Below are 12465 nucleotides of genomic sequence, written 5' to 3'. Positions count from 1 at the left end.
GGTGACCGCATCGGCCCCATTGCGTCAGCCGTGGCATAGTGGTTGCCTGTCACGCGCCGTCAACACTGAAGAAGCAGGTAGCTCCCATGTCCCGCCCGCGCATCACCGTGATCAATCCGAACTCCAACCAGGTGGTCACCGACGGCTTGGCGGCGGCGCTGCAGCCGCTGATGTTCGCCGACGGGCCGGAGATCGTCTGCGAGACCTTGAAGGAAGGTCCATACGGCATCGAGAGCCAGAAGGATGCCGACAGCGTCACCCTGCCGCTGCGGCGTTTCGTCGAGGGCGACAACGCATCCAGCGCGTTCGTGATCGCCTGCTACAGCGACCCTGGCCTGCATGTCTGCCGCGAGGCCACGGCACGGCCGGTGCTCGGCATCGCCGAATGCGGCGTGCTCACCGCGCTGACCCGCGCCGATACGTTCGGCGTGCTCGCCATCGCGCAGCGCTCGATCCGCCGCCACATCCGCTATCTCCGCCAGATGGGCTTGATGGATCGGTTGGCCGCGGAGCGCCCGCTGGACATGACCGTGGCGGAGACGGCGTCAGGTGAAGGCACTTTGGCGAAGATGATTGCGGTCGGCCGCGCGCTGAAGGAGGAGGACGGCGCCGGCGCCATCGTCATGGGCTGCGCCGGCATGGCACGGCATCGCAAGAACCTGGAGGACGCGCTGGGGATTCCGGTGATCGATCCGACACAGGCCGCGGTGACCATGGCGCTGGGCGCGGTCGCGTTCGCCGCGTGAGTGGCGCTGAGCCTTGCGCTCTGGATTGACTGATCTGCCCGACTGGTCGCCTCACACTCGGCTGTCGTCCGGGCCTTGAGCCGGGACCCATAACCACCGGCTGCAGTGAGGCAGGCAACTAACAGTCCCGTCCCTCGATGGCTTCCGCGGCATGGGTCCCGGCCGGGACGACACCGTCGTCGTCGCTGGAGTCGAGCACAACAACTGCGATCTGCTTAGCTCCGGTAGCCAAAAACTCTTTGTTCAGTCCGGCGGCACCGCGCCCGTGCGGCTGGTGATCAGCCCGTAATGCTCGATCCGCCGATGCCTTGCGAAATCGAAGATCGTCTGCTTGCCGAACCGCGTCGCATCGAGATCGCAGGGTGCGACCAGCACCTCGTCGCCTTCCGTCACCGCCTCCGCGACGATCTCGCCGTCGGGATTGACGATCAGGCTGCCGCCGATCAGGTGATGACCGTCCTCGACGCCGGCCTTCGCGACCGCGACGACCCAACACGAGTTGTGATAGGCGCCGGCCTGCGCGGAGAGCCGGTTGTGGAACAGGCGCTGCTGCAGTCCCTCGGCCGATTTCAATGAGTTCACCGACGGCGTGTTATAGCCGATCAGCACCAGCTCGACGTCCTGCAGCCCCATGACACGATAGGTCTCCGGCCAACGGCGATCGTTGCAGATCGCCATGCCGATAATGCCATCGAGACTGCGCCAGACGGGAAAGCCGAGATCGCCCGGCTCAAAATAGCGCTTCTCCAGATGCTGGTGGCTGCGCTCCGGCTCGAACTCCTCGTGGCCGGGCAGATGCACCTTGCGATACTTGCCGACGATGTTGCCGGCGCGGTCGGTGAGAACTGCCGTGTTGTAGTGGTGCCCGTCCGGTGTCAGCTCGGCATAGCCGAGATACATGGCCATCTGATGCTGCGCGGCGCGATCGAACAGCGGCTGCACGGCCGCATTGGGCATCTCGCTCTCGAACCAGCTGTCGACTTCGGCCTGATCCTCCATGTACCAGCGTGGAAAAAACGTGGTCAGCGCCAGCTCCGGATAGACGATCAGGTCGGCGTCCTTGCGCTTGGCCTCGTCCATCAGTGCGATCATGCGCGCGACGACCGCCTCGTGGCTGTCAGCGCGCTGAATCGGTCCCATCTGGGCGGCGGCGACGTTGATCACGCGCATTGCAGAACTCCTATCCGGACTCCGACGTCATTGCGAGCGAAGCGAAGCAATCCAGGGCTACACGAGGACGCTGGATTGCTTCGTCGCTTCGCTTCCCGCAATGACGAATGTGGCGACAGCGTCATGCAACACCCCTCATCGTTTCACCCCGGCCGGTGCAACACCGGCCGCATCCGCGAGAACGACGGCCGGCCGCGCTTGAGGCCCCAGAGCGGCTGCGCCAGGGTCGCCACGGCCTCGGTCGGCGTCGCCGCATCGATGCAGACGAGATCGGCCGGCGCGCCGACCTCGATGCCGTAGTCATCGAGCCGCATCAGCCGCGCCGCGTCGTGCGTGACCATGTCGAGACACCCCGCAAGATGATCCGGCCGCGAGACGTGGCAGACGTTGGCGTAGAGGTTCGCCATCCGGATCAGCGAGCCGTCGCCATAGGGCGTGAACGGGTTCAGCACGTTGTTGGTCGAGAGCGAGCAGGTCACCCCTCGCGCGCGCAGCGGCTCCAGCGGGACCACGCCGCGCGGGATCGCATGATCGTGCCGGCGCCCCATCAGATGCAGGTCGGTCGAGGGCAGCACGGTGACTGCGACGCCGGCATTAGCGAGCTGCGTTGCGATCGCGTCGAAACGCTCCGGCGGCAGCAGCGACAGCTGCGTGACGTGGCCGACCGCGACGCGTCCGCCCCAGCTGTATTCCTCCGTCTTGCGGCAGACATATTCGATCTGCATGTGATCGAGCGTCTCGGCAAGATCGAGATGCATGTCGATGTCGACGTCGTGGTCACGCGCGATCGCGAAGATGCGGTCGATCTGCGCCGGCGGGTCGGTGTCGAAATACGGGGCGGCGCCGATGGTGCGTGCGCCGCGGCGCAGGCCCTCGATCAAGAGCTCCTCGGTGCCCGGATAGTTGGTGAGCCCTTCCTGCGGAAACACGCAGATCTCGAGGTCGAGCGCCCAGGCATAGTCGCGCGCGAGCTGCTGGATCGCCTCGAAGCCGATGAAACCGATGCCGGGATCGAGCTCGACATGGGTGCGCATCCGCATCGTGCCGTGGCTGACGCAGCGTTCAACGGTCCGCTTCGCCCTGTCATAGACATCGTCGGCCGTGAAGTTGCGCTTGGCGGCCGCAGTCTCGCGCACCGCCTCTGCCACGGTCCCTTCCCTGATCGTGCAGCGGTCGAGGATGCAGGTCTTGTCGAGATGGATGTGCGTCTCGATGAAGCCGGGCACGACGAGACAGTTCTCGGCATCGCGCTGTTCGCCGTCGGCCTGCAATGACGGCGCGATCGCCACGATGGTGCCGTCGGAAATCCCGATATCGGCCCGGCGCAGCTCACTGTGCTGCGCCAGCACCGCATTGCGAATGATCAGGTCCATGCCGCCGTTGCCGTCGAGAATTCCAGATGCGCGCCAAGCTGGCGGCGTCGCCTGCAAAAGGCAAGCGCCATGCCAGGGCCCGACGCCGCGGGACCGCCGACCGGGATCCGAAACCATTCGTTTACAAATAACCGGCCACCCGGGACCACTTGTTTGGCGGGGAAAAACTGCTATATTGGTGCATGGAAAACGTGAACGCGTTCTGCTCAGGCCCGTCGTCAAGGCGGGCCGTTGCCGTTTTGGGGGTGGCTGTCCGATGACTCGCTCCAACCGTACGGATCACATCCGCCTGACCTCGCACCCAGTGCCAGGCGCCAAGCATAATTTCCCGCTCCACTGGGGCGCCGAAAGCGCACGCGAGCGCGGACCCGTGATCGGCACGGTATCACGTCCGCAGGACCGCAACGTGATCGGCAGCCATGGCGGTTCCTACACGGTCTACCGCGCGCTCGCGGTATCATCTGGTGCGCTCGACCCGATCCGCCGCCCCGATCTCACCAACACCCATCCCGCCGCCACGATCGGCCCGTTCGCGCAGTGGCGAGAGCCGGCGAAGATCGTCGCACTCGATCCCTGGGGTCATCTGGCGGCCGAAAATTTCGGCGGCGAGATCGCGGAAGGAATCGATATCCGGCCGACGATCGCCGTGACCAAGGCGCGGATCGAGCTTCCTGAGTTGCATGCGGCGCTCGCGGCCAAGCGCCTCGTTCATGACGGCGACGTCGTGCATGCCAATGGCAGCGTCTCCGTGGTGAAGATCGCGATCGACCCGGTGTGGTACCTGCCCGGCGTGGCCGCGCGCTTCGGCACCAGCGAGACCAGTCTGCGCCGCGGCCTGTTCGAGCAGACCGGCGGCATGTATCCGGAGCTGGTGACCCGGCCCGACCTGCAGGTATTCCTGCCGCCGATCGGCGGCACCACGGTCTATCTGTTCGGCGACGTCGACAAGCTCAATGACAGCCGGACGAAGATCACATGTCGCGTGCATGACGAGTGCAACGGCTCCGACGTGTTCGGCTCCGACATCTGCACCTGCCGCCCGTATCTGATCCACGGTATCGAAGAATGCGTTGCGGCCGGGCAGAACGGCGGCCTCGGCATCATCGTCTACAACCGCAAGGAAGGCCGCGCGCTCGGCGAGGTGACGAAGTTCCTGGTCTACAATGCGCGCAAGCGCCAGGAGGACGGCGACGCCGCGGCGGCCTATTTCGAGCGCACCGAATGCGTCGCCGGCGTGCAGGATGCGCGCTTCCAGCAGTTGATGCCCGACGTCATCCACTGGCTCGGCGTCAAACGCATCGACCGCTTCATCTCGATGAGCGACATGAAGCATGACGCGCTGGTGGGCCAGGGTGTCGACATCGTCGAGCGCGTGCCGATCCCCGACGAGCTGATCCCGGCGGATGCCCATGTCGAGATCGCGGCCAAGAAGGCGGCCGGCTATTTCTCGCTGGAGCCGCAGAAGCCCGAGGCGCTCGGCGACACCGTCGGCCGACCGCTCGAGAAGTACTGAGCGCAGCAGCCGATCATGACCGACGTTTCATATCTCCTGTCCGCCCGCGCCGTACGCGAGCGGGCGCATCAGCTGCTTGCGCTCGGTCTCGCCGACAAGCTGCCGCACTTCCGCATCGACCTCGCAAAGCTCGATGCGATTGCCGACCTCGTGCTCGACGTGACCCGCAGGGCCTATCCCGGTGGCGAGGTGCCGTTCCACTCGCGCTGGCGGCATTTCGTGGTCGGCGGTGTCGATCGCTGGGCCACGATTGCCGACAATGTGAATTGGCCGGATGCGGCTTCACGGGCGCGCGCCGAGTTCGATCTCGCCATCACCAGCGTGCTGCTCGACGCCGGCGCCGGCGCGGCGTGGCGCTATCAGGATGCCGTGACCGGCGCGCGCATCGGCCGCTCCGAAGGACTGGCACTGGCCAGCCTCGACATGTTCGCACGCGGTGCGTTTTCGGCCGATGCAAGCCATCCGCTGCGGGCCGACGCCGCGAAGCTGCAGCACATCATCGTCGCCGATCTCGAACGCGGCTTCCAGGTGAGCGCCGACAATCCGCTGGTCGGACTCGAAGGCCGCGTTGCGCTGCTGCGCCGGCTAGGCGAGGTCACGGCTGCAAAGCCGGTTATCTTCGGTCGGAAAGATACCCCACGTCCCGGCGGTCTGTTCGATCAGCTCGCCGCCGGGGCGACCGGCGGCCACCTCCAGGCCGCTGACATTCTGCAGCAGGTGCTGCTGCAGCTCGGCCCGATCTGGCCGTCGCGGCTGACGCTGCAAGGCATCGCGCTCGGCGACTGCTGGCGCCATGCTTCCCTGGTCACCGATGACGCGACCAGCGGTCTCGTCCCATTGCACAAGCTGTCGCAATGGCTGAGCTATTCGCTGATCGAACCGCTGCAGCGCGCCGGCCTCGTGGTCGAGAACATCGACGGCCTTACGGGACTCGCCGAATACCGCAATGGCGGCCTGTTCGTCGACGGCGGCGTGCTGGTGCTGCGCGATCTCGCCGATGCCGCGCGGGCGCATGCCGTTGATTCCCCGCTGGTGGTGGAATGGCGCGCGCTGACCGTCGCCCTGCTCGATCGCCTGGCGGCGCTGATCCGCCAGCGCACCGGCCAGACGGCGGAACAGCTGCCCTTGGCGCGCATCCTCGAAGGCGGCAGCTGGGCCGCCGGCCGCAAGCTCGCCTTCGAACGCCGTCCCGACGGCTCGCCGCCGCTGACCATCCTCAGCGACGGCACGGTGTTTTAAGAGGTGTTTGGTAGCCTTGCTTCATAACAGCCGACGTCATTGCGAGCGAAGCGACTTGTCCGCCATAGCCCGAAGGGCGACGGCGGAAGCAATCCAGAGCCCGGAAGAAAGTCTGGATTGCTTCGTCGCTTCGCTCCTCGCAATGACGCAATTCATAAGTTGCGCGTAGGGTGGGCAAAGCGCAGCGTGCCCACCATTCCAAGCTGAGCTAGTATCAGGTGGGCACGGCGCTTCGCGCCATTGCCCACCCTACGCTTCGGAGATGAAAGCCATGGAAGGCGTCACGGTCGTCGATCATCCGCTGGTGCAGCACAAGCTGACCTTGATCCGCGACAAGTCGATCTCGACCAAGTCGTTCCGCGAGCTCTTGAAGGAGATCGGCATGCTCCTGTGCTACGAGGTCACGCGCGACCTGCCGCTCACCGAGGTCGAGATCGAGACGCCGCTGGCGCGAATGCAGTCGGCCAAGATCGCCGGCAAGAAGCTGGTGTTCGTGCCGGTGCTGCGCGCCGGCGTCACCTTCGTCGACGGCATGCTCGATCTGGTGCCGACCGCGCGCGTCGCCCATATCGGCCTGTATCGCGAGCCGCAGACCTTCACCGCGGTCGAGTACTTCTTCAAGGCGCCGTCCGACCTGCAGGAGCGCCTGGCCGTCGTGGTCACGCCGGTGCTCGCGACCGGCAACAGCGCAGTCGCCGCGGTCGACAGGCTCAAGGAGCGCGGCGCCAAGGATATCCGCATGGTCTGCATGATCGCGGCGCCCGAGGGCGTCGAGCGCGTCCGCGGCCTGCATCCCGATGTCGCACTGTGGACCGCCGCGATCGACGACGGCCTCGACGACGACGCCTTCATCGTTCCCGGCCTCGGCGACGCCGGCGACCGCGCCTACGGCACGCGGTAGCAGCATTCAGCCGGCGAATGCGGCCTCCGCCTCCGGCAGCGCCCAGATCCTCTCGATCGCGGCAGTCCCTGCGGCGGTGATGGTAGCCTCGTCACCGTGGAGATAGCGGCCGTCGTGGATCAGCAGCCGGCCGTCGATCATCACCTGGTCGATGTTGGCGCGGTTCGCGAGCGCGATCAGGCCGCGGCGCGGGTCGTGTAGCGGCTGAAGATGTGGATGCGTCATGTCGACGACGGTGAGGTCGGCGGTCGCGCCCGGCGCGATGACGCCGAGATCGTCGCGCTTGATCATGGCGGCGGCCGTCGTGGTGACGGCGTCGATCAGTTCCGGCGCGCTCGCCGTCTCGGCGCTTCCCAGCGCGATCTTCGAGATCATCGACGCCGCGTTGAGCTCGCCGAGCAGATCCATGTTGTAGCCGTCGGTGCCGACCGCGGTGCGGACGCCATGCGCGGCGAAGCGGCCGAAGGCGGCGGTGACTCCGGCGCGCGCGAACACGCGCGGGCAGTTCAGCACGCCGGCACCACGCGCCGCCATCAGCGCAAGGTCCGCATCGGTCGACGCGTGGCAATGCGCCGCCAGCAGATCGGGTCCGAGCAGGCCGAGCCAGTCGAGATATTCGGCCGGGGTGCGGCCGCCATGGCGCTGCGCGATCGTCGCGACCTCGCCCGCGCTCTGCGCCATGTGCGTGGTGATGGGAACGCCGAGCTCGCGCGCCCGGCTGGCAGCCGCGCGCAACAGATCCGGTCCGCAGGTATCGGTCGCGTGCGGGCTCATCGCAAGACGAATGCGGCCGTCGCCCTGGCCGTGCCAGCGCTGATGGAGCGCATTCCAGACCGCCATGTCGGCCTCGCCGTCATCGCCGGCGTAAGTCACGACGCCGGAGGCATCCGCCTTGGCATCGCCGGTCGAGAACAGATAGGGCGCGCCATAGAAGCGCAGGCCCATCTCGAGAGCCGCATCGAACAGCTCCGGGATCGTGTTGCGGAACGGCTCCATCACCGTGGTGGCGCCGCCCTTCAGGAGCTGCAACACCCCCATGCGGCCGATCGCCAGCCGCTCCTCCACCGAAAGGATCTCGGCCCCGCGCTTGGACAGCGGCAGCAGCACGGTGTAGACGATGCTCTTGTTGTTGCGCCGGCCGTTGCCGTCCTCGGTGAGCGTGCGTGCGATCGCCTCGCTGAAGATGTGGTTGTGCAGGTTCAACAGGCCCGGCAGCACGAAGCGACCCGGACGATCGAACACCTCGTCCGCCGCCGGCCGATCACGCGTCACGGCCGCGATGCGCCTGCCCTCGACCAGCACCCAGTGATCGCGCAGGACGTCCTGCGCGCCGTCCTTGCGCGTCAGCACGTAGCTGCCGAAGATCGCCGTCGTACTCATGCGTCCTTCGCTTCCGCCGCCTCATGGCGCTGGTAGTTCGCCGCGATCTCGGCTCCGGTCGTGATCCACACGTCCCGGCACGATTTGGCGTAGGTCAGGAACTCGCGCAGCAGCCGGAAGCGCATCGGCCGGCCCGAGACCTGCGGATGCAGCACGGTCGTCACCATCGCGCCCCAATCGCGGACTTCGTCCAGCTCATCCTTCCACATCGACAGCACGTGCTCTTTCGGAAAGATCGAGCGCGGCGAGAACCGCGCCGACAGGCCGTGCATCCAGTCGTCATAGCTCGCGGTCACCGGGATTTCGATCGTGCCCGGCGAGCCGGAGGCCAAGCGATGGCGATAGGGCCTGACGTCATCGCGGAACGAGGAGGTGTAGACGATGCCCTGGCGCACCAGCGCTGTCAGCAGCTCCTCGCAGAACTCGCCGAACGGCGCGCGGTAGCCGATCGGCCGGATTCCGAGCCGGCGCTGGATCGCCTCGAAGCCGCGCTCGATCTCCTCGACGATGAAGGGATCGCCGGGATCCGGCAGCAGATGGTGATAGCCGTGATGGCCGATCTCGTGGCCCGCCTTCAGCACCGCTTCCGCCATCGCCGGATGCGCATCGACCGCCCATCCCGTGATGAAGAACGTCGCCTTGAGATCGAGCTCGGCGAGCAGCTCGAGAAGCTTCGGCGTGCCGACGCGCGCCTCGAAGCCGCCGAAGCTCATCGTGACCAGACGCGCCGCATGCGCGGGATCCTTCGAGGTCCAGGCGCTCTCGGCGTCGATGTCGAACGAAAGGAACATCGCCGCTCTGTGCGGCGCAGGCCATGGATAGTCCGGCGCCGGCGGCGCGGTGTTGGCGGGAACGACCGGGATTCCCGCGAGCGCCTTACTGTCCAGCATTGATCAGCACCTTCTCGATTCCATTGTCGCTCAGCTTCCACTTCGCCAGCAGCGCCTTGTAGCTGCCGTCGGCAATCAGGCCCTCCAGCGCGGCGCGCAGCGCCTCGCGCAGTTCGTCCGCCTTCACCGGCGTCGCCAGCCCCGTATATTGGTACGCGATGGGCGTGCCGACCGGCACGTAAGTGTTCGGCTCGAGATCCATGATGTAGGGCAAGGTCTCGTTGCCCTGCACGGCGGCGTCGATGCGGCCCTGCTTGAGCTGCGTGCGGGCGTCGGCCGAGCCCTCGGTGCCGACGAACTCGATTCCGCTCGCGCCGCAGTTCTTCTCGCTCCAGGCGGCGATGTCCTTCGGGAACATCGTGCGCCTGGAGGCGCCGACCCTCTTGCCGCACAGCGCCGTCGGCTCCTTGAACTCGCTGGCGCGCGAAGCCTGCACGAAGAATCGCGGACCGCTGCGCAGGTAGTCGATGAAGGTCGCGGTATCCTGCCGGCTCTTGTAGTCGGTCATGCCGGTCAGGATGATGTCGAAACGCTGCGTGGCGAGGCCCGGCATCAGCTGGTCGAAGCTGGTCTCCTGCCACACCGCCTTGACGCCGAGCTTCTTGGCCAGCGCCTCGCCGAGCTCGACGTCGAAGCCGGTCAGGGTCGCGGTGGCCGGATCCTTGAACTCCATCGGCGGATAGTTCGACACCACCGCGATGCGCAGGCCGTTCTGCTTGATCTCGGCCGGCAGCTCGGCGGCGAGAGCCGCGCCCGCCACGGCCGCGCTCATGAGCCCAGCCAACACGATCGACTTCAATTCCATCACCTCACCCCACTTCAGCTGCCAGAAATGCCTTGGTCCTCGCCTCGCGCGGCGCACGCAGCACCTCGCCGGCCGGACCACTCTCCACGATCACGCCCTGGTCCATATAGACAACCCGGTCGGCGACCTCGCGCGCGAAGCCGAGCTCATGCGTGACGACCAGCATGGTCATGCCGGACCTCGCCAGCTCCTTCATCACACCGAGCACCTCGCCGACCAGCTCCGGGTCGAGCGCCGAGGTCGGCTCGTCGAACAGCACCAGCCGCGGCTTCATTGCGAGCGCGCGTGCGATCGCCACGCGCTGCTGCTGACCGCCGGACAGTTGCGCCGGATAGGACTGCGCCTTGTCGGCAAGGCCGACCCGGCGCAGCAGCGACAAGGCCTCGTCCTTCGCCTCGGCAAGCCTGCGCCTCTGCACCTGCACCGGCCCCTCGATCACGTTCTCCAGCGCCGTCATGTGCGGGAACAGGTTGAAGCGCTGGAACACCATGCCGCAGGCGAGGCGTTGCCGCGCGATCTCGCGCTCCGACAGCCGATGCAGCCGACCGGCCGTCTCGCGGAAGCCGAGCAGCGCGCCGTCGAGCCAGATGCCGCCGCTGTCCGCCGTGGCCAGCTGGTTGACGCAACGGAGCAAGGTGGTCTTGCCGGAGCCGGATTGCCCGATCAGGCACACCACCTCGCCCTCGAAGACATCGAGCGAGACTTGCTTGAGCGCCTGGAATTCCCCGAAGCGCTTGCTGACCTGACGGATGGCGACGAGCGGCGTCATCAGCGCCCCCGCGCGATGCCACGGGCAAAACGGTGTTCGAGCAGCATCTGCAGCGGCGTCAGGACCGAGACCACGAGCAGATACCAGAGGCCGGCGACGATCAGGAGCTCGATGACGCGCGAATTGGCGTAGTAGATGTTCTCGGCCGAGTGCAACACCTCCGGATACTGGATCACGCTGGCGAGCGAGGTCGCCTTGACCAGGCCAATGAACTCGTTGCCGAGCGGCGGGATCACCACGCGCATCGCCTGCGGCAGGATGATCCGGCGCAGCGCCTGCAGCCGTCCCATGCCGATCGCCTGCGCCGCCTCGTATTGCCCGATGTCGACCGAGAGCAGCCCGGCCCGCATCACCTCCGAGGTGTAGGCGCCCTGGTTGATGCCGAGCCCGAGCAGCGCGGCCAGGAACGGCGTCATCACGTCGACGGCGCGCGCGCTCCACAGGCCGGGGATGCCGATGGTCGGAAACACCAGCGCGAGGTTGAACCACAACAACAACTGGAGGATCAGCGGCGTACCGCGAAACAGCCAGGTGTAGCCGGCGGCGACCGACCGCAGCACCGGATTGGGCGACAGCCGCATGATCGCGACGACCACGCCGAGCGCGATGCCCAGCGCCATCGCCGCGACCGCCATGACCATGGTGTTGACGATGCCGCGCAGGATCACCGGCGCGGTCACGAAGCGTTCGACGTAAGACCATTCGATCTGGCCTCTGGCGAAGGCGCGGCCGATCGCCAGCAGGATCACGACAATGACGGCAGCCGTAAGCCAGCGGCCCCAATGCGCCTTGCGCGCGATCCTGTGCGCCGACAGGTCGGGAAAGCCATCGGCCAGTACGTCGGCGCGGCTCATTGCGGCGCCGCGTTGAGCATCGGCTCGCGCACCGCATTGGCGCCGAGACCCCATTTGTCGAGAATGGCCTTGTAGCTGCCGTCGGCGATCATCGACTTGAGCTGTTCGGTCACGACCTCGCGAAAGCCTGCATCGTCCTTGCGGAACATGATGCCCTGGTAGCCGAAGGCGATGGGCTCACCGACGATGCGATACTTGCCGGCCTCCTGCGACTGCGCATAGGGCAAGGTCTCGCTGCCCTGCACGGCGGCATCGATGCGGCTCTGCTTGAGCTGATTGCGGACATCGATCGAGTTCTCCCCCGGCACATATTGCGCGGCAGGCTTGCCTGCGGCCTCGCAATTGGCCTTGCTCCATTTCTCGATCTCCTGCGGGAAGCTCGTCGAGCGCGTGGTGCCGATCTTCCGGCCGCACAGATCGGTCGCGACCTTGGCATCGCTCTCCGCCAGCACGAAGAACTGCGGGCCGGTGACGAGATAGTCGACGAAGTCGGCGGTCTCGCGCCGCGAGGCACGGTCGGAGATGCCCGAGATGATGAAGTCGGCGCGCCGGGTCTGCAGCGAGGGAATGAGTTCGGCGAACGCCGTCTCGCTCCACACGATCTTGACGCCGAGCCGCTTCGCCAGTTCGTTGGCGAGATCGATGTCGAGCCCCTTCAGCTCGTTGGTGGCAGGGTCGTGATATTCCATCGGCGCGTAGGTCGAGTTGACCGTGAGCTTGAGCACGCCGGCCTGCTTGATCTCAGCGGGCAGCTCCGCGGCCCCCGCCGGAGCAAGCGAGGCGAGGATGACGAAACCTGCGAACAACGAACGGCGCATCCTGTAA

General features: G+C 66.6%; 12 protein-coding genes. 4 read left to right on the top strand and 8 right to left on the bottom strand.

Translation table 11 applies throughout. The features are described from left to right. Positions 1–86 precede the first annotated feature (86 nt). Positions 87–746, top strand: coding sequence for an aspartate/glutamate racemase family protein (locus tag ACQR0W_RS06415; protein WP_316187219.1), 660 nt, complete (start codon positions 87–89; stop codon positions 744–746). Between the two features lie 243 nt (positions 747–989). On the opposite strand, the gene ACQR0W_RS06410 is transcribed toward ACQR0W_RS06415, so the two are convergent. After that, positions 990–1916: an N-carbamoyl-D-amino-acid hydrolase gene (locus ACQR0W_RS06410; protein WP_316171551.1), complete on the bottom strand. Its 927-nt coding sequence runs from the start codon at positions 1914–1916 to the stop codon at positions 990–992. A 143-nt stretch (positions 1917–2059) separates the two neighbouring features. Beyond that, entirely contained in the window at positions 2060–3289 is a 1230-nt protein-coding gene (locus tag ACQR0W_RS06405; protein WP_316171732.1) for an amidohydrolase family protein, read from the bottom strand. A gap of 256 nt (positions 3290–3545) precedes the next feature. Between ACQR0W_RS06405 and ACQR0W_RS06400 the strand changes: the two genes are divergently transcribed. From ACQR0W_RS06400 to upp, 3 genes are all read left to right on the top strand, one after another. Continuing rightward, positions 3546–4802 (top strand): GTP cyclohydrolase II, encoded by a 1257-nt coding sequence (locus ACQR0W_RS06400; protein WP_316171731.1) that lies wholly within the window; start codon positions 3546–3548, stop codon positions 4800–4802. Between the two features lie 15 nt (positions 4803–4817). After that, the gene (locus ACQR0W_RS06395) at positions 4818–6041 is read left to right on the top strand and encodes a URC4/urg3 family protein (RefSeq protein WP_316171729.1); all 1224 of its coding nucleotides are present in this window, start codon (positions 4818–4820) and stop codon (positions 6039–6041) included. A gap of 271 nt (positions 6042–6312) precedes the next feature. Further along, positions 6313–6942: a uracil phosphoribosyltransferase gene (gene upp / locus ACQR0W_RS06390; protein ID WP_315827065.1), complete on the top strand. Its 630-nt coding sequence runs from the start codon at positions 6313–6315 to the stop codon at positions 6940–6942. 6 nt (positions 6943–6948) lie between these two features. Here upp and ACQR0W_RS06385 read toward each other — a convergent pair whose 3' ends face one another. From ACQR0W_RS06385 to ACQR0W_RS06360, 6 genes are read right to left on the bottom strand one after another with little or no spacing between them, the layout of a single operon-like run. Further along, a complete protein-coding gene (locus ACQR0W_RS06385; protein WP_316171728.1) occupies positions 6949–8322 on the bottom strand; it encodes an amidohydrolase family protein in 1374 nt (457 codons plus the stop codon). Next, entirely contained in the window at positions 8319–9212 is an 894-nt protein-coding gene (locus ACQR0W_RS06380) for a polysaccharide deacetylase family protein (protein WP_315750305.1), read from the bottom strand. Before ACQR0W_RS06380 ends, ACQR0W_RS06385 begins: the two co-directional genes overlap by 4 nt. After that, on the bottom strand, positions 9199–10017 hold the full coding sequence (locus tag ACQR0W_RS06375; RefSeq protein WP_316171727.1) for an ABC transporter substrate-binding protein: 819 nt from the start codon (positions 10015–10017) through the stop codon (positions 9199–9201). Before ACQR0W_RS06375 ends, ACQR0W_RS06380 begins: the two co-directional genes overlap by 14 nt. A 4-nt stretch (positions 10018–10021) precedes the next feature. Continuing rightward, a complete protein-coding gene (locus tag ACQR0W_RS06370; RefSeq protein WP_315750447.1) occupies positions 10022–10789 on the bottom strand; it encodes an amino acid ABC transporter ATP-binding protein in 768 nt (255 codons plus the stop codon). Next, complete coding sequence (locus ACQR0W_RS06365) at positions 10786–11640, bottom strand: amino acid ABC transporter permease (RefSeq protein ID WP_315717751.1); 855 nt, start codon at positions 11638–11640, stop codon at positions 10786–10788. Before ACQR0W_RS06365 ends, ACQR0W_RS06370 begins: the two co-directional genes overlap by 4 nt. After that, a complete protein-coding gene (locus tag ACQR0W_RS06360; RefSeq protein WP_316171726.1) occupies positions 11637–12458 on the bottom strand; it encodes an ABC transporter substrate-binding protein in 822 nt (273 codons plus the stop codon). The genes ACQR0W_RS06365 and ACQR0W_RS06360 overlap by 4 nt, the downstream gene beginning before the upstream one ends. Between the last annotated feature and the right edge of the window lie 7 nt (positions 12459–12465).

Origin of the sequence: Bradyrhizobium sp. HKCCYLRH1034 (assembly GCF_051168375.1) — a bacterium.
Classification (GTDB): Bacteria; Pseudomonadota; Alphaproteobacteria; order Rhizobiales; family Xanthobacteraceae; genus Bradyrhizobium.
This window is presented reverse-complemented; position numbering and strand designations above follow the sequence as displayed.

Coding starts and splice junctions, on each gene's coding strand:
- ACQR0W_RS06415 (WP_316187219.1), top strand. CDS start 87: ATGTCCCGCCCGCGCATCACCGTGATCAATCCGAACTCCAACCAGGTG.
- ACQR0W_RS06410 (WP_316171551.1), bottom strand. CDS start 1,916: ATGCGCGTGATCAACGTCGCCGCCGCCCAGATGGGACCGATTCAGCGC.
- ACQR0W_RS06405 (WP_316171732.1), bottom strand. CDS start 3,289: ATGGACCTGATCATTCGCAATGCGGTGCTGGCGCAGCACAGTGAGCTG.
- ACQR0W_RS06400 (WP_316171731.1), top strand. CDS start 3,546: ATGACTCGCTCCAACCGTACGGATCACATCCGCCTGACCTCGCACCCA.
- ACQR0W_RS06395 (WP_316171729.1), top strand. CDS start 4,818: ATGACCGACGTTTCATATCTCCTGTCCGCCCGCGCCGTACGCGAGCGG.
- upp (WP_315827065.1), top strand. CDS start 6,313: ATGGAAGGCGTCACGGTCGTCGATCATCCGCTGGTGCAGCACAAGCTG.
- ACQR0W_RS06385 (WP_316171728.1), bottom strand. CDS start 8,322: ATGAGTACGACGGCGATCTTCGGCAGCTACGTGCTGACGCGCAAGGAC.
- ACQR0W_RS06380 (WP_315750305.1), bottom strand. CDS start 9,212: ATGCTGGACAGTAAGGCGCTCGCGGGAATCCCGGTCGTTCCCGCCAAC.
- ACQR0W_RS06375 (WP_316171727.1), bottom strand. CDS start 10,017: ATGGAATTGAAGTCGATCGTGTTGGCTGGGCTCATGAGCGCGGCCGTG.
- ACQR0W_RS06365 (WP_315717751.1), bottom strand. CDS start 11,640: ATGAGCCGCGCCGACGTACTGGCCGATGGCTTTCCCGACCTGTCGGCG.
- ACQR0W_RS06360 (WP_316171726.1), bottom strand. CDS start 12,458: ATGCGCCGTTCGTTGTTCGCAGGTTTCGTCATCCTCGCCTCGCTTGCT.